The organism is Oryzomonas sagensis (genome assembly GCF_008802355.1).
GTDB classification, from domain to species: domain Bacteria; phylum Desulfobacterota; class Desulfuromonadia; order Geobacterales; family Pseudopelobacteraceae; genus Oryzomonas; species Oryzomonas sagensis.
The window spans coordinates 681,466-705,138 of the sequence record NZ_VZRA01000001.1 but is presented as its reverse complement, the minus strand read 5'-3'; the positions used below and the strand labels follow the sequence as shown (position 1 = coordinate 705,138).

At 59.4% G+C, this 23,673-nt stretch carries 22 protein-coding genes; 17 read left to right on the top strand and 5 right to left on the bottom strand.

What is annotated here, in order from left to right; genetic code table 11:
• The first annotated feature begins 1 nt into the window (after position 1).
• The 6 genes from sfsA to F6V30_RS03160 all read left to right on the top strand — a co-directional run bounded on the left by sfsA (position 2) and on the right by F6V30_RS03160 (position 5,680).
• On the top strand, positions 2–694 hold the full coding sequence (sfsA, locus tag F6V30_RS03185) for a DNA/RNA nuclease SfsA (protein WP_151155043.1): 693 nt from the start codon (positions 2–4) through the stop codon (positions 692–694).
• Positions 695–904: 210 nt separating this feature from the next.
• Positions 905–1,855: a hydroxymethylbilane synthase gene (gene hemC / locus F6V30_RS03180; protein ID WP_151155042.1), complete on the top strand. Its 951-nt coding sequence runs from the start codon at positions 905–907 to the stop codon at positions 1,853–1,855.
• 23 nt (positions 1,856–1,878) lie between these two features.
• Positions 1,879–3,393 carry a uroporphyrinogen-III C-methyltransferase gene (gene cobA / locus F6V30_RS03175; protein WP_246163162.1) on the top strand — a complete coding sequence of 505 codons (1,515 nt, stop codon included), beginning with the start codon at positions 1,879–1,881 and terminating at the stop codon, positions 3,391–3,393.
• A gap of 272 nt (positions 3,394–3,665) precedes the next feature.
• Entirely contained in the window at positions 3,666–4,088 is a 423-nt protein-coding gene (locus F6V30_RS03170; protein WP_191965560.1) for a Spy/CpxP family protein refolding chaperone, read from the top strand.
• A gap of 104 nt (positions 4,089–4,192) precedes the next feature.
• Positions 4,193–4,975: a glycine zipper family protein gene (locus tag F6V30_RS03165; RefSeq protein WP_191965559.1), complete on the top strand. Its 783-nt coding sequence runs from the start codon at positions 4,193–4,195 to the stop codon at positions 4,973–4,975.
• Positions 4,976–5,053: 78 nt separating this feature from the next.
• A complete protein-coding gene (locus F6V30_RS03160; RefSeq protein ID WP_191965558.1) occupies positions 5,054–5,680 on the top strand; it encodes a DUF6515 family protein in 627 nt (208 codons plus the stop codon).
• A 156-nt stretch (positions 5,681–5,836) separates the two neighbouring features.
• Here F6V30_RS03160 and F6V30_RS03155 read toward each other — a convergent pair whose 3' ends face one another.
• Positions 5,837–6,379 (bottom strand): NADH peroxidase, encoded by a 543-nt coding sequence (locus tag F6V30_RS03155; RefSeq protein WP_151155038.1) that lies wholly within the window; start codon positions 6,377–6,379, stop codon positions 5,837–5,839.
• Positions 6,380–6,699: 320 nt separating this feature from the next.
• Positions 6,700–7,302, bottom strand: a complete 603-nt coding sequence (locus F6V30_RS03150; protein ID WP_151155037.1) for a nitroreductase family protein — start codon at positions 7,300–7,302, stop codon at positions 6,700–6,702.
• Positions 7,303–7,649: 347 nt separating this feature from the next.
• On the opposite strand from F6V30_RS03150, the gene F6V30_RS03145 reads away from it, so the two are divergent.
• The 4 genes from F6V30_RS03145 to F6V30_RS03130 all read left to right on the top strand — a co-directional run bounded on the left by F6V30_RS03145 (position 7,650) and on the right by F6V30_RS03130 (position 11,662).
• On the top strand, positions 7,650–8,249 hold the full coding sequence (locus tag F6V30_RS03145) for a peroxiredoxin (RefSeq protein WP_151155036.1): 600 nt from the start codon (positions 7,650–7,652) through the stop codon (positions 8,247–8,249).
• Between the two features lie 297 nt (positions 8,250–8,546).
• A complete protein-coding gene (locus F6V30_RS03140) occupies positions 8,547–10,787 on the top strand; it encodes a DNA polymerase domain-containing protein (protein WP_246163160.1) in 2,241 nt (746 codons plus the stop codon).
• 73 nt (positions 10,788–10,860) lie between these two features.
• Complete coding sequence (locus tag F6V30_RS03135; RefSeq protein ID WP_151155035.1) at positions 10,861–11,277, top strand: exosortase system-associated protein, TIGR04073 family; 417 nt, start codon at positions 10,861–10,863, stop codon at positions 11,275–11,277.
• Between the two features lies 1 nt (position 11,278).
• On the top strand, positions 11,279–11,662 hold the full coding sequence (locus tag F6V30_RS03130) for an exosortase system-associated protein, TIGR04073 family (RefSeq protein ID WP_151155034.1): 384 nt from the start codon (positions 11,279–11,281) through the stop codon (positions 11,660–11,662).
• 46 nt (positions 11,663–11,708) lie between these two features.
• Here F6V30_RS03130 and galU read toward each other — a convergent pair whose 3' ends face one another.
• On the bottom strand, positions 11,709–12,575 hold the full coding sequence (gene galU / locus F6V30_RS03125) for a UTP--glucose-1-phosphate uridylyltransferase GalU (protein ID WP_151155033.1): 867 nt from the start codon (positions 12,573–12,575) through the stop codon (positions 11,709–11,711).
• 224 nt (positions 12,576–12,799) lie between these two features.
• Positions 12,800–13,036 (bottom strand): FmdB family zinc ribbon protein, encoded by a 237-nt coding sequence (locus F6V30_RS03120; RefSeq protein ID WP_151155032.1) that lies wholly within the window; start codon positions 13,034–13,036, stop codon positions 12,800–12,802.
• A gap of 834 nt (positions 13,037–13,870) precedes the next feature.
• Between F6V30_RS03120 and F6V30_RS03115 the strand changes: the two genes are divergently transcribed.
• The 6 genes from F6V30_RS03115 (at position 13,871) to rlmN (ending at position 20,965) form a co-directional block, all read left to right on the top strand.
• Positions 13,871–15,085, top strand: coding sequence for a hypothetical protein (locus tag F6V30_RS03115; protein WP_151155031.1), 1,215 nt, complete (start codon positions 13,871–13,873; stop codon positions 15,083–15,085).
• Positions 15,086–15,100: 15 nt separating this feature from the next.
• The gene (locus F6V30_RS03110; RefSeq protein WP_151155030.1) at positions 15,101–15,799 is read left to right on the top strand and encodes a cytochrome C; all 699 of its coding nucleotides are present in this window, start codon (positions 15,101–15,103) and stop codon (positions 15,797–15,799) included.
• Positions 15,800–15,827: 28 nt separating this feature from the next.
• Positions 15,828–17,708 carry a cytochrome c3 family protein gene (locus F6V30_RS03105; RefSeq protein ID WP_151155029.1) on the top strand — a complete coding sequence of 627 codons (1,881 nt, stop codon included), beginning with the start codon at positions 15,828–15,830 and terminating at the stop codon, positions 17,706–17,708.
• An 88-nt stretch (positions 17,709–17,796) separates the two neighbouring features.
• The gene (locus tag F6V30_RS03100) at positions 17,797–18,951 is read left to right on the top strand and encodes a DUF3108 domain-containing protein (RefSeq protein WP_151155028.1); all 1,155 of its coding nucleotides are present in this window, start codon (positions 17,797–17,799) and stop codon (positions 18,949–18,951) included.
• 38 nt (positions 18,952–18,989) lie between these two features.
• The gene (locus tag F6V30_RS03095; RefSeq protein WP_151155027.1) at positions 18,990–19,931 is read left to right on the top strand and encodes a transglycosylase domain-containing protein; all 942 of its coding nucleotides are present in this window, start codon (positions 18,990–18,992) and stop codon (positions 19,929–19,931) included.
• Complete coding sequence (gene rlmN / locus F6V30_RS03090; RefSeq protein ID WP_246163157.1) at positions 19,928–20,965, top strand: dual-specificity RNA methyltransferase RlmN; 1,038 nt, start codon at positions 19,928–19,930, stop codon at positions 20,963–20,965. Before F6V30_RS03095 ends, rlmN begins: the two co-directional genes overlap by 4 nt.
• A 74-nt stretch (positions 20,966–21,039) precedes the next feature.
• Here rlmN and F6V30_RS03085 read toward each other — a convergent pair whose 3' ends face one another.
• On the bottom strand, positions 21,040–22,389 hold the full coding sequence (locus tag F6V30_RS03085; RefSeq protein ID WP_151155026.1) for a DEAD/DEAH box helicase: 1,350 nt from the start codon (positions 22,387–22,389) through the stop codon (positions 21,040–21,042).
• Positions 22,390–22,797: 408 nt separating this feature from the next.
• On the opposite strand from F6V30_RS03085, the gene mtnP reads away from it, so the two are divergent.
• On the top strand, positions 22,798–23,664 hold the full coding sequence (mtnP, locus tag F6V30_RS03080; RefSeq protein WP_151155025.1) for an S-methyl-5'-thioadenosine phosphorylase: 867 nt from the start codon (positions 22,798–22,800) through the stop codon (positions 23,662–23,664).
• Positions 23,665–23,673: the final 9 nt, after the last annotated feature.

Below are 23,673 nucleotides of genomic sequence, written 5' to 3'. Positions count from 1 at the left end.
CATGAGGTTGCCGCCGCTGATTGCGGGCCGCCTGGTCAAGCGTTACAAGCGGTTTCTGGCGGATGTGGAGCTGGAGGATGGCACGGTCGTGACCGTCCACTGTCCCAACTCCGGCAGCATGAAGGGGTGCGCCGTCCCCGGCAGCAGGGTGTATCTCTCCCGCAGCGCCAACGTGGGGCGCAAATACCCCCTCACCTGGGAACTGGTGGAGGCGGACGGCTTCTGGGCCGGCATCAACACCGCCCTGCCCAACCGCTTGACGCGGGAGGCGATCGAAGACGGTACGGTGGCGGAGTTGCAGGGGTACGGGACGATCCGGCCCGAGGTGCCCTATGGCGAACACAGCCGTATCGACCTGCTCCTGGAAGGGGCGCGGGGACGCTGCTTTGTGGAGGTCAAGAACGTCACCCTGGTGGAAGGCGGCCGGGCCCTGTTCCCGGATGCCGTCACCACCCGCGGCCAGAAGCATTTGCGGGAGTTGATGCGGGTCGTCGGGGAGGGGGACCGGGGGGTGATCTTCTTCACGGTCCAGCGCGGAGACGGCGCCGGCGTTTCCCCGGCCGACGCCATCGACCCGGAATACGGGCGGCTGCTCAGGCTGGCCCTGGACAGCGGCGTGGAGGCCCTGGCCTACCGGGCGCTGGTGACGCCCCAGGAGATCAGGCTGACGGAGCGCTTGCCGGTCATCGTGTGAGGCTTGAAAGCTAAACAGCATAATCCGCCACAGAGACACGGAGACACAGAGAAAACCGGAAAAGCAAGACAGGCCAAAAGACAACATTCCTGCTTTTCCCGAAAAGCATTTCGCCTTTCTCTATGAACCTCTGTGTCTCCGTGTCTCTGTGGCAGACGTTGGTGTGTTTTTTTGAATTTGTTTGAATTTCCTCGCGAATGGAGACAGATTATGCCCCCCAAACAGTTACGCATCGGCACCCGTGCCAGTCAGCTGGCCCTCTGGCAGGCCAACTGGGTCAAGTCCGAGCTGGAGAAGCGCTATCCCGGCATGGAGGTCACCCTGACCAAGATCAAGACCATCGGCGACAAGATCCTGGACGTGCCCCTGGCCCAGGTCGGCGGTAAGGGGCTGTTCGTGAAGGAGATCGAAGAGGCCATGCTGCGGGGGGATATCGACATCGCCGTGCACAGCATGAAGGACGTCCCGACCGAGTTCCCGGAAGGGCTGGGGCTGCACTGCATCACCCAGCGGGAAGACCCGCGCGACGCCGTCATCTCCCGCAACGTCACCTTCAGCCAATTGCCCCAGGGGGCCCGCATCGGCACCAGCGCCCTGCGCCGCCAGGCCCAGCTTTTGAAGGTGCGCCCCGACCTGCAGATGGTCATTATCCGCGGCAATGTGGAAACCCGCATCCGCAAGCTGGAAGACGATAACCTGGATGCCGTCATCCTGGCCGCAGCCGGCCTGAAACGGCTCGGTTTCACCGAAAAGGTCGCCGAATACCTGGATACGGATCTCTCCATCCCGGCCATCGGCCAGGGGGCGCTTGGTATCGAGTGTCGTCTGGACGACGCCGTGATCACGGAGACCATCGATTTCTTCAACCACCCGGACACCAGCTATGCGGTACGGGCCGAGCGCGCCCTGCTGAAACGCTGCGAGGGCGGTTGCCAGGTGCCCATTGCGGCCCATGGGACGGTCGACGGCGGAGCCTTGCGCCTGGTCGGCTTTATCGCGGCGGTTGATGGCCGGCGTTCCGTACGCGGGGAGGTCACCGGACCGGTGGGAGAGTGCGAGAAGCTGGGCACCCAGCTGGCCGACCAGCTCCTGGGCGAGGGGGGCAAGGCTATCCTTGAAGAGGTCTACCAGAGAGAGATCAGTTCTCCTTCGCATCCATGAACAGTCCGGCGCAGCATACCGGGATGATTTATCTCGTCGGCGCCGGTCCCGGCGATCCGGGGCTGATCACCCTCAAGGGGGTGGAGTGTCTGCAGCGGGCCCAGGTGGTGATCTACGACTACCTGGCCAACGAGCAACTCCTGGCCCATGCGCCGGCCGATGCGGAACTGATTTACGCCGGCAAGATCGGCGGCCGCCACAATCAGGACCAGGAGGAGATCAACCGTCTGCTGGTGGAAAAGGGGCGCGAGGGGAAGACCGTGGTCCGGCTCAAGGGGGGGGACCCCTTCGTCTTCGGGCGGGGCGGCGAGGAATGCGAGGCGCTGAGCGCGGCCGGGGTGCCCTTCCAGGTGGTGCCGGGCGTTACCGCTGCGGTCGGCGCGGCGGCCTATAGCGGCATTCCCCTGACCCACCGCAATTTCACCGCCTCGGTGGCCTTTGTCACCGGTCACGAGGGCAAAGAGAAGAGCGAGTCGGCCATCGACTGGGACCGCCTTTCGCTGGGCAACGGCACGGTGGTCTTTTACATGGGGATCACCACCCTGCGGAACAACATGGAGCGTTTGCTGCGGCACGGCAGAAGCCCGGAGACGCCGGTGGCGCTGGTACGCTGGGGAACGGCGCCGACACAGCAGGTCCTGGTCGGCACCTTGGGCGACATCGCCGACCGGGCCGAGGCTATCGGCTTCAAGCCGCCGGCCGTGACCATTGTCGGCGAGGTGGTCGCGTTGAGAGACCGGTTGCGGTGGTTCGACAACCGCCCGCTTTTCGGCCGCAAGATACTGGTGACGCGCGCCGCCGACCAAGCCGGGGAATTTGCCGCCATGCTGACCGATCGCGGGGCGCTGGTCATGGAGTGCCCCACCATCAAGCTGGTGGACCCGGAATCCTGGGAGCCGCTGGATGGCGCCATCCGGAACATGAGCGACTATGACTGGCTGGTGCTGACCTCGGTCAATGGGGCGCGCCGGTTTTTCCAGCGTCTCGCCTTTCTGGGCCTGGATGCCAGGGCGGTGGGAACCTGCCGGGTCTGTGCGGTGGGACCGAAGACGGCCGAAGCGATACGCGCCTGCGGCATTCTTCCCGACATGGTCCCTACGGATTATAAGGCTGAAGGGGTGGTGGCCGAATTCGCCAAGCTGGCGATGAACGGTGCCAGGGTTCTTTTCCCCCGCGCCGACAAGGCGCGCGAGGTCATCCCCTGTGAACTGAAACGCATGGGAGCCCAGGTGGACAGCCCGGTCGCCTACCGCAACGTCATGCCGGACCGGTTGCCGCCCGAAGCGCTCTTTTCCCTGGAAAAGCGCACCGTCGACTGCATCACGTTTACCTCCTCGTCCACGGTCCACAACCTGGCCGACATGCTGGGCAGCGACCTCCTGGTGGACATGCTGAAGGGGGTGTCGGTGGCCAGCATCGGGGCCATTACCTCCAAGGCCTGCCGGAGCCTGGGGCTCAAGGTCGACATAGAGCCGTCCAACTCCACCCTGGCGCATCTGGTCGAAGAGATTGAACGCCATTACCGTTCCGGCCGCTAGGCCGTCCAAACCAGCGCCGCGCTCAAACGATGACGTTGCGCTTTCCCTTGCCGCAAGCCACAGTGCTTGCCGTTCGCGTGCATCCGCGTCCCTTCTCTCCTCCCCCTCCACCGGCACTCATGGCTAGCGCCGCCCAGTCCCCTGATACAAAAAGGTTTTCAGGGCATAGTAACCTTTTCGGGAGTCGTGGTGTCTAGAAGGTAGATGTCATTATTTACCGGAGGTACAAAATCATGGGAAACTCTCACAACGGTATCAAGAGAATTGCGGCGATGCTTTGTATTACGGCAGTGACGGCGTTTGCCGGCATTGCACAGGCGCACGACGGCGGTTGGGACGACGGCGGCTGCGGCAGGCAGCAGCACAAGCACGTGGGTAAACTCTTCGGCAAACTTGGCCTGACCGACGCCCAGAAAGCCCAGGCCAAGGCGATCTTCCAGGGGAACAGGGATGTGGTGAAGCCGATAGTCGCCAACCTCCGTACGGAACGCAAAAACCTGGAGGCGCTGCTCCACGCCGACAGCATCGACGAAGCGGCCATCCGCGCCGAAACTGCCAAGATTGCCGGCATCCAGGCGGACCTGAATATCAACAAAGCCAAGGTCGGCGCCCGGTTCCGGGCCATTCTGACGCCGGACCAGCTTGCCAAGCTGAAGGCACTGTACCAGAAACACTCCGAAACCACGGATAAGTAACCGGAGAGGGGGCGCCTGTCCCCGGTGAGGGATGGGCGCCCAAAGAGGTATCCGCAAGACCGGCCCGTGCGGGTTGCTGTTTTGCATTTTGGGAGAGTTGAGCGATGAAGAAAATTCTGAGTGTCATGGTTATTGCCGCCCATCTTACGGGGTGCGTCGCGTACCAAAGCAGGTCGGTCCCCTTTCTCGCCCCGCAGGATAACGCCACCTCTTTGCAGGTAAACGGCTTGAGGGTCGGGGCCGAGGCATTCGCCGATCCCGCCAAGGCAGACGACGCCTTTGGCTTCGATGTCCGCAGCGCCGGCCTCCTCCCGATCCAACTGGTGCTGGACAACCAAAGCGGGCAGGGGGTTGAGGTCATGGCGGCGCAAACCTTCCTCATCGATGGCAACAACCGTTACTGGAAGGTCCTGACCCAAGGGGAGGCGATAGGTCGTGTCGATACGGCGACCGCCGGAGGGGCCATCGGCAGCGGTGCCGGCAAAGGGGCCATGTACGGCGCCGCGGCCGGTTCCATTCTTGGTCTGGCCTTGGGGGTCGTATCCGGTCATAGGGCCGGCAGTGCGGCGCTAACGGGGGGCGTCCTGGGCGCAGCCGGCGGCGCCGTCATCGGCGGGGCATCAAAGGCCGATGACCGGGAAGAGCGGGCGCGGATTGCCGGCGATGTTCGCGAAAAGGTGCTGGAAGGCAAGGCAATCCCTGCCGGTTCACTGGCCAGCGGCTTCATCTTTTTCCCGGGCGAGGCCCAAAGCGCCAAGGCGTTGCGGCTGCAGATCCGCTTTCGCAGCAGCGGGGTTCAACAGATTCTGCTGTTGCCGTTCACGCCGGGCGAATCGCCCCGGATTCTGCCCGAATCAACCGTGCGGCCGACGCCTGCCGACGGCTAATGTCCCGTGTGGGGCCCGCCCCGCGAACGGAGTGAAAGGTTACGACGCACCACAAGGTGAAAACAGGAGGTAATGGGTATGGTAATGTTCAAGAAACGGAGATGGTATCCGCTGGCAGCGTGTCTGGCGCTCCTCGGGACGTCGTTTATGACGTTCGGGGATGCGTGGGCATGGCGGTCGCCTCCACCCGCATACTGGTCGGGACCGCGTTTTCGCGAACTGCCCCGGGAGCACCGGGTCATAGGGTACGGCAGGGATTCGTTCTATTTCACCCGGGGCCGCTATTATCGCCGGGGGGGCGATGGCTTCTTTCTGGTGGCTCCGCCGTTTGGTTTGATCGTCCCCACGCTCCCCTTGGGTTTTGCCGCCCTCGTGGTGGGTGGGCTCACCTACTATGAGTTGAACGGCATCTACTACCGGCAGGTCCCCGAGGGGTATGCGGTGGTGGAGCCGCCGGCGACGGCGGTAACCCCCGCGCCGAGCGTCGGCCAGTCCGGCCAGCGGGTCGTGGTGCAGAGTGAACTGTTGAATGTGCGCAGCGGCCCGAGCCTGGAGCAGGATATCCTGACCGAGGTCGGCCGGGGAACGGTGCTGAATGTGCTCGGCAAGGTGCCGGACTGGTACTATGTGGAGTTGACGAACGGCGAGCGCGGCTGGGTTATGGAACGATTCGTCACGCCGATGCAGCCGGTTCCCCAGGGGTAGGCGTGGTTGCAGAAATTGTTATGTCATGAGAGGAGCAAGAGACCCGGAGTCGGGGCTTCTTGCTCCTCTCGGTTGGGCTAGGCAACATCAGGAGAGAGATACCGTGGCACTGTCCGGGGTACGTGATTTTACCCGGGCAGAAACCTTGGGAACATCTCAGAAGTAGCGTTTCAACAGCCCGGCGAAGACTTGCCCGTGGCGGGCCTCGTCCTTGCACATCTCATGAACGGTGTCATGAATGGCATCGTAATTGAGTTGCTTGGCCTTGGTCGCCAACTCTTTTTTGCCCTTGCAGGCCCCGTTTTCGGCTTCAATACGCACCGTAAGGTTTGCCTTGGTGTCGGCTTTGACGACTTCTCCCAGCAACTCGGCAAACTTGGCGGCATGCTCTGCTTCCTCGAAAGCGATCCGTTTATAGGCCTCGGCAACTTCGGGATGTCCTTCGCGGTCAGCCTGACGACTCATGGCCAGATACATGCCGACTTCGGTGCATTCGCCCATGAAGTTGCTTCTGAGACCTTCGATAATCTCCTGATCGACTCCTTGTGCGACACCGATCCGGTGTTCGTCGGCCCAGCTAAGGTCGAGGTCGTCTTTCAGGACGAATTTCTCCGCCGGAGCCTTGCATTGGGGACACTCGGCCGGTGGAGCATCCCCCTCGTGAACATAGCCGCAGATGGTACAGACGAATTTCTTCATGACACTCTCCTTTTCCTTGCAGGTGATTTTATAGTGCTGGCCGTGAGGCGGTTTTTACCGCACGGCGTGCCAGAGGGAAACCGTAACCGGCTATCCCTATAAATCTGTAGGCATGCAGACGTTTCTGGGGGAATTTGCCACGTTGCCGCAGTTCTCGCACCTAACGGCGGGGTGGTCCGTGACCTGTTTGATAATGTCCCACTCCTGCTGGCTTTCCAATTCGCAGAGGTGGCCTTGGTGTTCCTCACGAGCGCTGCAGGTATCATTTCCGGTTTCTGGTGCCATGGCATTATGCTCCTTTATCGTGGTAGCTGCAAAAGCTATTTGAATAGTCTTATCCGCTCCGCACAAGGTTGGAACTCTTTCTCATCAGGCTGGGAAACCGGCTTGCCGAACGGCATCTGGGCCATCAGTTTCCATGTCGCCGGGATGTTCCAGGCGGTTTTTACCGCCTCGTCGATAACCGGATTGTAATGCTGCAATGTGGCGCCGAATCCCTCGATCTCCAAAGCCGTCCAGATGGCAAACTGCAACATGCCGGAGGACTGGTTGGACCAGACGGGGAAGTTGTCCTTGTATAACGGGAACTTCTGCTGCAATCCCTCGATGACGCTGGTCTCTTCAAAATAGAGAATCGAACCGTAGCCGCTGCGAAACGCTCCATCAATCTTGCCTTCAGTGGCAGGAAAACTCTCCGGCGGCACAATCTTCCGCAATTCGTCCTTGGTCAGATCCCACAAGCGATCATGCTGTTCGCCAAGGAGGATGACCACCCGGGCGCTCTGCGAATTGAACGATGACGGCACATGCTTCACCGCCTCCCCCACGATCTCCTCGATCCGCTCATCAGTGGCGACGCGTTCTTTGCTGATAGTGTAGTAGGATCTTCTCGTCTTTACGGCATCCCAAAATGAACTCTGCATACAACATCTCCTTTTTTGATTGTTGAAAGCGTGCTTCCGAGCCCGGTCGGATCGACAGCAGGAGTACCGCTGTTTCCCTGCCCGCCGTAAGCAGCAGTTCCTCATCGCCCGCAGGTCTCACATTTGATTAGTGCTAAACGATTTAATGTTAAACTAAATCGCTTGAAGCAAAGAGTCAAGAACATTTTTGTCACCCGCTTTCCAATGACAACCGATAGATTGCCGGTTTCACAGCGTCTTCGGCATTAAAAAGACTAAAAGACTATTTTTATCTTCTTGACAGGTGCCGGATTGGCTGGTATTAGTTACACATTCGATGTAACTATTCCAAAAAAGGAGAGAATCCCATGCCTGTCGCTACTCTCGTCACCCAACAAGCCCCCGATTTCACCGCCGATGCGGTCATGCCCGACAATACCTTCGGTCAGATCACCATATCCAGCCTCAAGGGCAAAAATGTCATCCTGTTTTTCTACCCGCTGGACTTCACCTTTGTCTGCCCGTCCGAGATCCTGGCCTTCAACAAGAAGCTGGATGAGTTCAAAAAGCGCAACACCGAGGTGATCGGCGTCTCCATAGACTCCAAATTCACCCACCTGGCCTGGAAAAACACCCCGGTCGAGGATGGCGGCATCGGCAATATCCAGTATCCGCTGGTATCCGACCTGAACAAGAACATCGCCAGGGAATACGGCATCCTTTTCAACGAATCCGTTGCCCTGCGCGGCCTCTTCCTGATCGATACCAAGGGCGTCATCCGCCACGCGGTCATCAACGACCTGCCGTTGGGCCGCAATGTGGCTGAGGCACTGCGCATGGTGGATGCCCTCCAGTTCGTCGAAACCCACGGCGACCAGGTCTGCCCGGCCAACTGGCAGGAAGGCGACGAAGCCATGAAGGCGACAGAGGAAGGGGTTGCCACCTACCTTGCCAAACACGCCAAATAGCATGGGAGCATGCTGTGTACCCGGTGCCCGCTAAGAGACGCAACAATCCTCCCGTGGCCATGAGGGCACCATTCGTGAAAAGGCGCGGCATTCTTGCTGCGCCTTTTTTGTTCAGCCGCCAGTAACCACGGCACACTTGTAGGCTGTTGAAAAGCCCAGGTTGTTCAAAAATAGTCAGATCGTCGCACCCGCTAGACAAGCCCCGCGGAGGCGTAGCAGCGCTACGCCGCACAAAGGGACTTCGAGGACGGCGGCGAGATGCTGTTTTTCAACAACCTCTTAGAGAGAGTCGCCGCCATGCAGATGAGCGATATGGGACATAACCCGTTACTGTTCGGCCATGACAACCGGACCGGCATCATTGCCGTGGAGCCGGCGGGTCCGTTTATGCGCCTCTTCTTCAGGACGGGCCACGGCGTTCAGTTCCATGACGAGCCGTTCCGCCCGTTCATCCTGCTCAGTGACCCGGCCCTGGTGAGCGGTTGCCGGGCGCCCTGCTCGGTGCGTCAACTGGCGGGCGACGATTTCTACCGGTTCCAGCTCCTGTTCGATTCGTGGGGCGATTGCCTGACGGCGCGGGACTTCCTGGCCGCCAAAACCGGGGTGCCGGCCGGCAGCGCCGCTGCCCCCTACCTGTTCATCTCCGACCTTTCCCATCAGTACCTGCTGGCCACCGGCGCTACGCTGTTCAAGGGACTGGAGTTCGGCGACCTGCGCTGCCTGGCGCTGGACATAGAAACCTACTGCGCCGAGGGGTTCGAGTTTTCGAACCCAAAACGCCGGGAAGACCGGATCGTCTCCATCGCCCTCAAGGATTCCCACGGCCAGGAAACCGTGCTGCGCGGCGACCTGCTCGACGAGCCGGCCATGCTCCGGGCGCTCAACGAGGCGATCCGGACCTGCGACCCGGATGTCATCATCGGCCACAACATCTTCCGGTTCGACCTGGAGTACATCGCCACGCGCGCCGCGCTGCACGGCATCCGCCTCACCTGGGGCCGTAACGGTGCCGCCCCCCACATCACGGCCAATTCCCGCTGGGCCCTGGCGGAGAAGGTCATCGACTATCCGCGGTGGGATGTGTACGGCCGTCATATCATCGATACCTATTTTCTGGTGCAGCTCTACGACATCTCGCTGCGCAGCCTGGAAAGCCACGGCCTGAAACAGGTGGCCCGGCATTTCGGCATCGCCGCGGACGAACGGGTCTATCTGGAGGGGAACGGGATTGCCGCAACCTTCGACCACGACCCGGAGTTGCTCTACCGCTATAACCTGGACGATGTACGCGAGACCCTGGCTCTGTTCCGCCTGCTGGGCTACCCCTGGTTCCTGCAGACCCGCATCTTCCCCTACTCCTTTCAGAACTGCCCCCTGCGGGGCAACGCAACCCGGATCAATGCGCTGTTTCTGCGGGAGTATCTGCACCGTGGCCATGCCATCCCCCAACGCACCGGCGAAGCGCCCGCCTTCGAGGGGGGATACACGGAGAGTGCGGTGCAGGGAGTCTCGGGGCCGATCGTCCATTGTGACGTGGCGTCGCTCTACCCCTCCCTGATGCTGGCCTACCGGCTCGGCCCGGTCAAGGATACCCTGGGGCTTTTCCTCCCGATGCTGGCGGAGCTGCGCCGCTTCCGGCTGGAGGCAAAGCGGGCCGCCCGGGAGAGCGCCGCCGAGAGCGAGCGTCACTACTACGATGCCCTGCAACAGGTCTTCAAGGTGCTGATCAATTCGTTTTTCGGCTACCTGGGGGCTCCGCTCCATAATTTTTCCGACCCCGAGGCCGCTGCCGAGGTCACCCGCCTGGGGCGTCTGACCATCAGGAGCATGATCGCGTTGCTGAAGGCGGAGGGGGCGGTGCCGGTGGAGGTGGATACGGACGGGATCTACTTCAGGCCGCCGGACTCGTGCGTTACGGAGGCCGACGAGGCGGCCCTCGTGGAACGGGTATCCCGGGGGGTTCCCGAAGGGATCGAGGTGGAGATGGACGGCAGGTACCGGTCCATGTTCGCCTACAAGGCCAAGAACTACGCCCTCCTGGACTACGGCGGCCGGGTCGTCATCAGGGGGAGCGGGCTCCGTTCCCGGGGGCTGGAACGTTACCTGCGGGAGTTCATGCGTGACGCCATTACGCTGCTCTTGACCGGCTCATCGGCGGATATAGAGCGGCTGTACCAGGGGTATCTGACCCGCCTTCGGTCCAGGGATCTGGATGTGGCATGGGTTGCCCGCACCGAGACGCTCAACGAGTCGCCGGCCACCTACCGGGAGAAGGTCGAAAAGGGGCGGCGCAACCCTGCCGCCGCCTTCGAGATCGCCCTGGCATCGCAGCGCGTCTACCGGGCCGGGGATCAGGTGAGCTACTATGTCGGCGGGTCGGGCCGGGACGCGACGGCGTACGAGCATTGCCGCCCCGTGAGCGCTTTCGTCCCCGAGCGCCCCGACATTAACATCCCCTACTACGTCGATAAGCTGCGCCATCTCAAACGGCGTTTCGAGCCATATCTCCCCAAGGAGCCAACGCTTTTCGACTTGTGAACCTTCTTGCATGCAGAGGTCGTTTGTGGTAAGAGGCTAATAAAGACAGTAATCGCGGACAAAAGGAGATGCCATGAAGACGAACCTGCTGCTTTCCGTTATGCTACTGGCCGTCGTACTGACGGTTCCGGTTATGGCCCGAGCCGATCAGCAGCCTGAGATGATCGCCGAAAAGATGGCCGTCAAATTTACCCGCGGCGTAACCAATTTTGCCACCAGCATTGTCGAAATCCCCAAGCAGTCGGTACTGACCGTCCGCGATATGGGAAAGGTCGGGTATGTCGTCGGTCCGCTCAAGGGGATCGGCATGACGCTGTACCGGGGATTCATCGGCGTGACGGAGGCGGTTTTTTTCCTTGTCCCCCAACCCGGTTACTACGACCCCATGATCGACCCGGCCTACGTGTGGGAAGGGTGGGAGCCCAAACGGGATACGTCGGCAGTTTCCTCCCAAAGCGTTACGGAGCCTTCCCAGCAGGAGGCGCACTAGCATGCGGCGGATTCGTTCCCTGACGGCAGCGGGCCTCCTCCTGGCGGTAAGCCTCTGTGCGCAACCGTCCCGCGCCACGGACCAGTTCAAAACGGTGGAGACCTCGACACCCCAGGAGGTGGTCGGGGGGATGTCTGTCAAGATGGTTCGCGGGGTATCCAATGTTACTCTGGGATGGTGGGAGTTGCCGAAGCAGGTCTATCAGACTTTTCACGAGGATGGGGTCGGGATGGGACTCACCGTCGGGCCTCTCAAGGGGATCGGCATGACGCTGGTCAGAACGTTGAGCGGCGTGGGCGAGGTCATCACCTTCCCTTTTCCCTTCCCCGGTTTTTATGCCCCCTATTTCGAACCGGAATACGTCTGGCAGAAGGAACGGAAATAGACGGCCGGGCGTGCCGCCCCGGAGCGTCTCCCCTGGGCGGCGGCAGTTACTGCGCCAGTCTCTGATGCAGGTAGCGCTCGAACTCGACCTTGAACTCGCTCCGTTTCAGGGCCATGTCCACCGTGGCCTTGAGAAAGCCCAATTTGTCGCCGCAGTCGTGGCGCAATCCCTCGAAAAGACAGCCGTACACCGATTCTTCCTTTGAAAGTTTGAGGATGGCGTCGGTAAGCTGGATCTCCCCCCCCTTGCCCGGTTCCTGTTGCTCCAAAATCCCGAAAATCCGCGGCGTCAGGACGTAACGGCCGATAATGGCCATGTCCGAAGGCGCCTCCTCCCGTTTGGGCTTCTCCACCATGTCCTCGATCTTGAAGACACGCTCGGATAACCGGTCCGCCTTTACGCAGCCGTAGGAGGAGATATTCTCCAGGGGGACCTGCTCAAGCGCCAGCACCGAACCTGCACGCTCTTCGAAGACATCCAGCAGTTGCCGCAAACAGGGGCGTTTGCTGTCGATAATATCGTCACCCAGAAGGACGGCAAAAGGCTCGTTGCCCACAAAGTCCTTGGCGCAGAGGATGGCGTGCCCTAGCCCGAGCGCCTTTTTTTGGCGGACGTAGAAAATATCGAGCATCTTCGCGATTTCGCGGATTGCCTTCAGGGTCGCCAGTTTCCCCTGTTCCTCCAGATGCGACTCCAGTTCGATGGAGATGTCGAAATGGTCTTCAATGGCCCGCTTGCCCCTGCCGGTGACGAACAGAATCTGCTCGATTCCCGAAGCAACCGCCTCCTCGACCACGTACTGCACCAGCGGCTTATCGATCAACGGCAGCATTTCCTTGGGTGAGGATTTGGTGGCGGGTAGAAATCTGGTGCCGAGTCCGGCGACCGGGAATACCGCTTTCTTGACTTTCATGTGAGTCCCTCTCGCTAGTTCGGTTTTCGGCTGGTCGCTCTCTTTGCCGCCCCATTGCCATGCCAGGGGGACAACCCGGTGATGCGCGGGCTGGAACGTCAGCGTATACTACGTTTCAACCCGGTGATTTGTAAAGATATTTTGCGGGTTGTCGGGCGACGGCACATGATTTTCGACAAAAAAAATCCCCCAAACGGGGGATTTTCAAGGTAAACGCCGGGGGGTCAGTGTCCCCCGCAACAGCTTCCGCCTGCGCAGGCCGCGGGCTTGGGACCATCCGCTTTGTGGCAGTATCCCTCTTTGAACCAGCCATCACCCTTCAGGCTGAACGAGGTGGAGGATATCAGTTTTTGCACGGCCCCGCCGCACTTGGGGCATTCACTGGCCGGCGGATCGGAAAATTTCTGACGAAGCTCGAACTGGTGGTTGCAGGCTGAACAACAATATTCGTAGACAGGCATAACTCCTTATTCCAACCTCCTTGGTTGATCGGTTTTTCTTTGGTGCTCAAACAATAGTAATAACTATGCGACCTGTTTGTCAATGTTGATGCTTGACTTTTACAATACCGTTTAGTATCGGTTTTGTCTACGGCATATGGCCATTACTTGCTGCGTGGGCAACTCCGCCATAGGGCTCGGGGTGGGATCGGTTGTTTGGCGTTGTTGCTTGCGCTAAATCGCGGAGAACCGCCACCGGTGATTGTGATCTTTGCCGGCAGCCGTCGTGCAGCAACCTTCTATCGTGCTATTTTTTCGTCACTTTTCCAAAACAATACTCTTATCAGCAAGTTACAGGCGCTCTTGGCCTGTTTTGTGCAGTAATTATCGGTCTCGAATACGGGGTAACACTCGTATTTGCGCCACTGTGAGGAAATGTCCAGCTATAACAAGCTTCAATTGTTATGTTTTTTTGATAATCTTGTGCCGTCACACCGATTGTGGCGGCAGGGATTGTCCGTCCCGTGAAAGCGCCATATCGCGGATGGATGCGTGATATGGCGTTTTTGCCGGTAAACTTTGCAAGCGCTTCATTCTGTATTCGATTTCAGCGTAATTTTATTTTAATCTTTTATTTCAATGTATTATGAGGTTGATGCGTATGTGATTGATGCTTTGCGCTTAACGGCAAGAAGCAGCTTATGGTGGTCGCCGTTTCGCGTCAGGGCGGTAAAATGTGTTCGTGTTTTGTCAATGTTTTCGTTGACCAGATATTAATGGATAGAAAGGTGGTGAAGAAACGCACGAAGTTTGTTTGTTTTTCAAGATTTGAGATTACATGAAAGGAGGTTTCTGATGACATGTAAAAGATTATTCTGCCTGTTGGCCTGTTCAGCGGTTGTGTTTGGCTCGACCGCTGCGTGGCCGGCGGAGATTCACGGCAGAAGCTCGACCCAGTTTGGCTGGTTCAACGACATCTTTACCGGCAACAAACAGGCCGAACTCGGAGAGTATCTCAACCTGTCGGTCACCCAGATCGACAAAGAAGGCAAGCTGTCATTCCAGGGATACGGCCGTGTCACCGAAGACATCCGCAACGGTGAGGGTATCAACGGTCGGCTCTACTACCTGTACGGCGACTACAGCAACCTGTTCGACAAGGTGGACATTCGCCTCGGTCGGCAATTCGTCAACTACGCGGCGGGTTCTGCCCTGATCGACGGTGGCAAGATCGACCTGAAGAATGTCGGTCCGGTCGCCTTCTCGGTGATGGGCGGCCGCAACGTCTACTTCGACCTGAATGGCGAGGCGACCCGGGACCACGACTTCGCCTTCGGCGTTGCCGCGTACCTGAACGGGTACAAAAACACCGACGCCGAAGTCAGCTACTTCATGAAGCTGGACAAGGACGGCGTCGCGCGCGACCAGATCGGCGGCACCTTCAAACAGTATTGGAACTCGTTCAAACTGTACGCCAACACCCGGTTCGACCTGCCGAGTGAAACCTTCAGCGAACTTCTCACGGGCATCAAATACTTCCCCACGGCGGACCTGATCCTGACCGCGGAATGGTATCAGAGCTACCCGACCTTCGACTCAACGTCCATCTACTCGATATTTGCCGTTGACCGTTACCAGGAAGCCCTCATCCGTGCCGACTACACCATCAACGACAAACTGTCGGTCAACGCCGGCTACACCAGGCAATTCTACGGTGAGAGCAGCGATGCCTCCGACGTCGTCGAGGTCGGCTGCCGGATTCGTCCGATCGACCAGGTACTCATCAGCCTGAACTACGACCACAACAACGGTTACGGCGGCGACCTGAACGGCGGGAGCGCCGAGGTGAACTACACCCCGATCAAACCTCTGGAACTGGCTGCGGGCCTCCAGTACGACGTCTACCAGTTCGACCGGACGACCGGGGACGAAACTGCGCGCAAATACTGGGTCGGCGGCAAATACAAACTTGCCAAGAACATGTCCGCGTCCGTCCGGGTTGAAGACAACGTCAATGCCCAGTACAAAAACGACTGGCAAGGTCGTGCGGTCTTCAACTACGACTTTTAGAAAGGAGGGACCTACGTGAAGCGAATTGTATTAATCCTGGCACTTCTCGGCTTCGGCCTGATCTGTTTACAGCAACGGTCGTACGCCGACAAGAAGATGTCTCACGCGGAATACGCCAAGATGGCGATCAAGGAATGCAACGATTGCCATAAAGGCGAAGGCATTGCGCCCAACCACGACGCCGACTTTGTCCGTGGTCACCGCGTCCTGGCGAGCAGGGCCGGCAACAACTGCAGCCAATGCCACGCCCAAGCCTGGTGTCTCGACTGTCACCAAGGTGGCGGCACGGGGGACGACCTGTCGCAGAGCAATGCTGGGCGCGACTACAAACCGAAGAGCCACCGGAGCGGCTGGCTGCAGATTCACCCGATCAAGGCTCAGGACAACCAGCAGCAATGCTATCGCTGCCATGACCAGAAATACTGCACGGCATGCCACAGCAAACTTCCCCAGGCCGGCCTGAAATCGCTGGGCTTCAAATCCCACAACAGCCAGGCGGTGAACGGGAACAGATGGGGCATGGAGCATGCCACCGAAGCGCGGCGGAACCTGCAGGCATGCCAGACGTGCCATGAAGACGGCAACACCTGCAAGAAATGTCACAGTTCGAAAACGGGTGTGAGCCCCCATCCGCGGGGCTTCAAGGCTGGCAACTACAAAGACAGAAGTGGCGGCAGGGTTTGCTTGCAGTGCCATACGTCGGGAACCTTTTAGGTAATTACCAACCAGAGGGAGGAAAACAATGCAGATCAAGAAGTTAAGCATGATGTTGCTGGGCGCGTTGTCTTGTGCCGTATTATTGAACGGCTGCGGTGCCAGCAGCAAAGAAGCGGGCATACTCCCGAGTGATGTGCCCAAGGTCGACGAGGCTTTGTGCGCCCAGTGCCATAGCACGGGTATTGATACCGTGGCTGGAACAAAAATTTACGAAGCCTATTTGGGCACGGGACACTATAAAAGTGGCGAGGTCGGATGCCAGGATTGCCATGGTGGTGGCTCACAGCATAACGGTGTCGGCCCCCTGCCGTATCCCGACCCATCAGCGGCAGGTAAATGCTTTGCTTGCCACCAGAATTATCTGAAGTATGATCATGGTCATTTTTTCAATTACACAGCCGCAGCAGGAAACAATGGCAGGCCCGCTGTTTATGTAAGTTTGAACTACCAGAAATCCTGCACCAGCTGCCATGATCCGCATTTGGCTGAAAACGGTGTCCGGAATGGCGAAGCTTCCACCGTAACTACAACTACTGCGGAACCACAAACCCTTACCATAGGCGCAGCCAAGGGCACTGAGCATAAAGACTGGGCTGAAACCGCCGGTGGCCATGGTGATGTCAATGGACCCGCCTTTGGCGAGGACTTCAAATTTGATGCAGATTGTAACCGTTGCCACACCTCGACGGGCTTCATTAATTACGTGAATTCTGGTTATGCCTATCCTGCCCCTGCTTGGGGAACAACTGGCGACAAGACCAAAGAGGTCATTACCTGTGCAGCGTGCCACACGAGTTACAACTTTAAGAACAGGGTCCGCCAGGCTCCTCAGGTTGTGGCTCCTTACAACTCAGGTAAAAACCCATGGACCTTCCCGAATGCCAGTGCGTCCAACCTCTGTATCGCTTGCCATTCCGCTCGCGAAAACGGGAACACTGTCAAGGCGCTTTACGGCACGTTCACGTCTGCAAGAGTGCCGAGCCCCCATTATTTGCCGGCTGCAGGGATGATGTACATATCGACGGGTTTTAAAGACTTCACCACCTCAAGTGCTTCATATAAGACCAGTGCCACAGCGACCACTACGTACGCCAAGACATTGACCATTGACAGTACTTCAGATTCAATTAACGGGATCGCTGGCGGCGTGACCTCGACTCATCGCAAATTAGGCACAACCGCGATCAACGGCGACAGCCACAATCCGAGTTTCTTCGTTGCCGGCACGCTCGACTCCAATGGCCCCTGTGTAACCTGCCACCTTAATGGCAGTGGCGTTCCTAGCCGTGGTTCCAGCCATACCTTGGCAATTAATCAGGATGCAATCAACCAGGTATGCAGTAATTGCCATACGAGCGAAGGCGGACACGCTATTGCCACCGTGACGGATTTCCAGACGTACTTCCTTGAGCCGCAATCCGAATCGTATCAAAATGCCATTAAACTGGCGATTGACTGCCTTAAGACAACCTATGGCATCACCTTCACCGCACCGTCGACCTTCAAGATTGGTAGTAAGACGGTGACGGACTGGACTCTTGGGACGCACAACCAGAAATTCGGCCAGAAGCTGTTGGGAGCTGCATTCAACATCAGGCTCCTCACCAACGAAACTGCCGCCTACGCACATGCTCGTTCCTATACCCGTCGGCTTGTCTACGACACCATCGACTTCCTTGACGATGGCGTCATGAACCAATCGGTTAGCACAACGGCAACAACGAAGAGCGCTACAGTCGGCAATCCTGTCTATGGCTTGTTTGGCATGGGTACGGCTGCCTATACTGACGGTACCTTGACCACGTTGTCCCCCGGCACCACTGAAAGCATGATCTTCTTGATCGGGTGGAGCCGCAGTACCGGAGCGTGGAATAGCTCTACTTCCGGTGTTTCAGAACGTCCGTAACTCTGACGTAACGCTGTAATGCCGTATCTGCCCCGCCTCGCAAGAGGCGGGGTTTTCTTATGGCCGGTAATTTGCTATTCTTATTCCGATGAACATATCCCACAAAAAAATCAATATACTGGCATCCTGCCTGGCCCTCTCCCTGCTGTCCCATATCCTCTTCCTGTATATCCTGAGAATGTTCGGGACCTACACCTTTGTGGCGCCGGTCAACCATACCCAGGCCGTCATGGTCGATCTGGCCAAGCTCCGTGAAAACAGCGCGCCGCTGGACCCCCAAAAACCCCGGGAGGCCAGCGATGCAGGGAAGAGCCCGCTGGAAGAACCGGGGGAAAAACGGCATGGGGCCCAAGAGAAAAAGGCCGACAGCCCGGCAGCGGCGGCGGGGCCGGTAGAGCCCGCCACGCTGAAGCCGGTCGACAGTATCCCCCCCAAGCGGCAGAAAATCGACACCCCCGCGGCGAGCAGCCAGCCGGCAACCGCTCCGCTGCCGGGTGCTGCGCGCAAGGCAGCGACCGCACCGGTGATCGCCCCGCCTCTGAGGACGGCGGGAGAGTTTCTGGCGTCCAAGAACGAGAAGCTCACGTACGCCATAAGCCTGCTCGGCCTTCCGGTGGGGAACGCCGAACTGGAGGCTAAAAATGAAAACGGTGAAGTCCGGATTACCCTGAGGGTCAAGTCGAATACCGCAATTTCAAGCCTCTACCCCGTGGACGACGTCGTCGAAACGCGCCATATCGCCGGGAACTTCCTCATTACGAAGATAAAGCAACAGGAAGGCTCATTTAAAAGCGATATCGGATTTACCCTGTTTTTGCGGGATAAGAGCGTTTTCTGGATCGATCTTCTGAAAAGGCGCAGCGTCAAGGAATCCATCCCGACCAGCGACGTGCTCGATACCCTGTCGGGATTTTACTATCTGAGAAACCGGGCTTTGCAGGTCGGTACGCCGGAGATGCTCCACATTTACGACAGCGAAGTCTATGCAGACGTGCCGGTAGAGGTCCTGCGCCGGGAAAAGGTGCGCCTGCCCAATTTGAAGGAAGTGAAGACCGTGGTTGTCCGCCCGCTCCAGCAGACCGCCGGGATTTTCAGGCGAACGGGGGAAATCCTGATCTGGATGACCGATGACGCCAACAAGGTGCCGGTCAGAATCGTCACCTCGATTGCACTCGGCAAGGTAACGGCTGACCTTGTGTCGGCCGAAACGACGCCCGTGGAAGAAAAAGCCACGGAAAAATAGTTCCCGCCGCGGCCATATTCTGGTAATAATAGCGCCTTATGAAAAAGCTCATTTACTACACCCTGTTGGTCATCGCCTGTTACCTCGCCTACATCGTCATCTCCCTGAGCCTGGCCCCGCCGGTTGCCAGCCTGACCGACCGAAAATTCACCATGACCATTCAGGTCAAGGACTGGCAGGGGGAGTACCATCCCTTTGTGGTCGGGCCGCCAAACCGCTACTGGACCCCTTCCGGCCGTATCCCGCCCGAGATGAAGTGGGCCGTGATCCTGGCCGAGGACAGCAACTTCTATACCCATGAGGGTTTCGACGTCAAGGCCATCAAGAACGCCATCAAGTACGACCTGGAAAAGAAGAGCCTCAAACGAGGCGCCTCCACCATCACCCAGCAGACCGCCAAAAACCTGTTCCTCTCCCGGGAGAAAACCATCACCCGCAAGCTCAAGGAGATCTACCTGGCCTGGCGCATGGAGCAGGAGTTGAGCAAGGGGCGCATCATCGAACTCTACCTGAACGTGGTCGAGTTGGGGCCGATGGTCTACGGTATCGGCAACGGCGCCCATTACTACTTCGGCAAACCGGCCTCGGCCCTGACCCCGAGGGAGTGCGCCTTCCTGGCCGCCATGCTGCCCGGCCCGCGGGTTGCCTACAATCCCTACAAAAACCTGGGGAAGGTGCTGCGCCGCTCCAACATGATCCTCCGGCTGTTACGCCAGAAGGGGGTTCTGAGCGAGGGCGAGTACCAGGCCGCCCTGGCCCAGCAGCCGAATATCGCCGGGATGCAGCGCAAGGTGGACAAGAGCATCGCTACGGCGCCCGTATTCACGACGTCGTCGTCGGCCAGGAACGAGTCGGCGGAACCTCCGGTCGATGCGGGACCGGAGAAGGCGCCGGAAGGGGAAAGTACGCCTTCAGGGGAACCGCCGGCCAGCGGACAGCAGCCGGCAACGCCGGATGATGCCGGCCAGGAAAAGAAATGAACACAGTGATGACGGGGAAGACCGATCTCAAAAATCTGACGCTGCCGGCTCTGGAGCAGTTTCTCCAGGGCAAGGGCAAGGAGCGCTTCCGCGCTACCCAGATCTTCAAGTGGATCTACCAGCAGAATGCCCATTCGTTCGAGGAGATGAGCAACATCTCCAAGGAGCTGCGGGCCGAGTTGGCCGAGACCGCCTGTATCAGCGACCTTGAGCCGGAGGCGGTCGAGGAGGGGAGCGACGGGACACGCAAGTATCTCTTCGCCCTTGCCGACGGCAACGCCGTGGAAGCGGTGCTGATCCCGGACGAGGGGCGCAACACCCTGTGCATCTCGTCCCAGGCCGGCTGCGCCATGGGGTGCGAGTTCTGCCTCACCGGGACCTTCAAGCTGACCCGCAACCTGACCACGGCCGAGATCATCAACCAGATCATGGCGGTCAGGCGGGAGTTCGATATCCGCAACATCGTCATGATGGGCATGGGCGAACCGCTCCACAACCTGGACCACGTCATCCCGGCCATCCAGATCATGATCGACGGCAACGGTCTGCAATTTTCCAACCGGCGCGTGACGGTCTCGACCTGCGGGCTGGTGCCGGAGATGGAGCGGCTCGGCCGCGAGGTGCCGACCGTCAATCTGGCGGTTTCGCTGAATGCCACCACCGACGAACTGCGCGACCGGATCATGCCGGTCAACCGGAGGTATCCGCTCAGGGAACTGCTCCGGGCCTGCAAGGAGTTTCCGTTGCCGGGGCGGCGCAAGGTTACCTTCGAATATGTCATGCTGGGTGGGCTGAACGATACGCTGGAGGATGCCAAGCGCCTGCTGCGCCTGATCAGCGACATCCCCAACAAGGTGAATCTGATCCCCTTCAACGAACATGAGGGGTGCGATCTCACGGCGCCGACCCGCGCTGCCGTGGATGCCTTCCATAAATACCTGATCGACCGCCATGTGACGGTCATCACCCGCGACAGCCGCGGCGGGGACATCTCGGCGGCCTGCGGCCAACTCAAGGGGCGGCTCAAAAAATGATCGGTGATGAATAAAAAAAACCTCGGAGGCCGGCAAGGCTTCCGAGGTTTTTTTGTGCGTGCAATGTCCAGGGTTTAGTGGGTCTCGGACGGTGTCCGCCTGTTGCGATACTCCACCACCGGCTGGTGGCCCGGGGAGCGCCGCGGCCTGGCGGAGGCGGACTTCCCGGAATTATTCCACGGTTTCCCCTGCCCCTGCGAGGCGTTGGACTTGCCGCCCGGCTTGCCGAAACGGTTTGCTCCCGAACCTGCCGGCCGTTTCGCCCCTCCGGCGCTCCGCCGCAGGACGGACAGAGGGGGCAGCCCTTCGATATTCTGCTCGGGCAGCCTCTTGCCGATGAAACGCTCGATCTTTTCGAGATAACTCACTTCCGACCGTGACACAAAGGAGATGGCGATGCCGGAAGCGCCGGCGCGGCCGGTGCGGCCGATGCGGTGGACATAGTCCTCGGCGAAGCGCGGCAGGTCGAAGTTGATGACGTGGCTGATCCCGGTGACGTCCAGGCCGCGTGCGGCCACATCGGTGGCCACCAACAGGCGGATGCCGCCGCGGCGCATGCGCTCGATGGTCTTGTTGCGGGCGATCTGGTTCATGTCGCCGTGCAATGCGGCAGCCTGATGGCCGTTGCGGGTCAGTTCGCGCGCCAGCTCGTCGGCGTCGCGTTTGGTGGCCGAGAAGATAATGGCCCTGGTGAGTTTTTGGTCGCTGACCAGATAGTTGAGAAGCTCTTTCTTGTGGTGCAGGCTGTCGGCCACGTGCAGGCGCTGTTCGATCAGGGCGTGGGAAGCGGTCCGTACGGCCAGTTCCACCCGTTCCGGGTTGCGCAACATGCGTTCCGCCATTCTGCTGACCGTGGCATCCATGGTGGCGGTAAACATCATGGTCTGGCGGTCCGAGGGGGCGCGGGCCACGATCTTCTCCATGTCTTCGCTGAAACCCATGTCCAGCATGCGGTCGGCCTCATCCAGGATCAGCATCTCAAGGCGGTCCAGGCGGACGCTGCCGCGTTCCAGGTGATCCAGCAGACGGCCCGGCGTGGCGACGATAATGTCCACCGGTGCGGAGAGCAGGCGCAACTGCTCGCGATAGGGCATCCCCCCCAAAAGCGTGCCGCAACGGGGGCGAAAGCTGCGGCCGTAGGCACGGGCAGCCTCCATGACCTGGCCCGCCAGTTCGCGGGTCGGTGTGAGGACCAGGATGCGGGGGCCCTTGCCGGGTACGGCGGAGGGTGTGGCCAGGCGCTGCAGGGCCGGCAATACGAATGCCGCCGTTTTGCCGGTCCCGGTCTGGGCCGTGGCGATCAGGTCGTGGCCGGCCATGGCCAGGGGTATGGATTGTTCCTGTACGGGTGTGGGGGTCGTGTAGCCGCAGTCGGCCACCGCCTTGAGGATGGCCGCATTGAGGCCCAGTTCGTCAAACGTCATTGAGTCTATTCCTTTTCTGTGGTGTTACCGGTGTAGAGACAGGCGCGCTCGGGCCGCAGGATCAACCAGAATGATCCATGGACAAAGACGGCAGTACCGTGCGGCAGACATAATCTTCGCCTGCCAAATGGTCTGCTTGGTTCAATGGGGTAATTGAATGCAGGAGGGGCAGAATGCGATGATCAAAAGAAAAACGACGGACACCATGCCGTCGTTTCGGGTGTAAGTCTTTGATGATGATAAAGGCCTTGCTGCAGAAAGGCAAGCACTAAATTTTGCCGGCCGGAAAAGCGCGGCATGAGAAGCCGCCCGGAAAGCGGCATTATGGAAAATAACGGTTGAAGTTTGCGCCCAAAACACTTACAGTTTACGGCGTTTTAGCGAAACATTCGGGCAAGGAGCGGGATCATGACGGATGCGGTAATCGGCGTTATCGGCGGCAGCGGGCTCTACGAGATGGAAGGGATGGAGGATGTCCGGCGGGTCCAGGTGGAAACGCCCTTCGGCGCCCCTTCCGACGAGTATGTCACCGGCACGCTGAACGGCGTGCGGATGGCGTTCCTGCCCCGTCACGGGCGCGGCCACCGCTTGCTCCCCTCCGAGGTCAACTACCGCGCCAATATCTATGGCATGAAAAAGCTGGGGGTGGAGCGGATCATCTCCGTGTCGGCCGTGGGCAGCCTCAAGGAGATGATCGCCCCGGGCCACATCGTCATCCCCGACCAGTTCATCGACCGGACCAAGGGCATTCGCAAGGACACCTTCTTCGGCGAGGGGATCGTAGCCCATGTCGGGTTTGCCGATCCGGTCTGCAACGACCTGTCGGAGGCTCTCTACGCCGCTGCCCTCAAGGCCGGGGCGGTCGTCCACAAGGGGGGCACCTACATCTGCATGGAGGGGCCGGCCTTCTCAACCCGTGCCGAATCGTTCATGTACCGCGAGCGCGAGGCGGCAGTCATCGGCATGACCAATCTGACCGAGGCCAAGCTGGCGCGCGAAGCCGAGATCTGTTACGGCATCATCGCCCTTTCCACCGATTACGATTGCTGGCACACCTCCCATGACGACGTGTCGGTCGAAGCGGTGGTCCAGATCATCCAGCAAAACGTCGCCATGGCCAAGGAGATCATCCGCCACGCCGTGGCCGCCATCGATGGCCGGGAGCAGAACTGCCCCTGCGGCAGCGCCCTCCAGTACGCCATTATCAGCGACAGGTCGGTCATCCCGGCCGGGACGAAACAAAATCTCGATCTGCTCATCGGCAAATATTTATAAATCGTATTT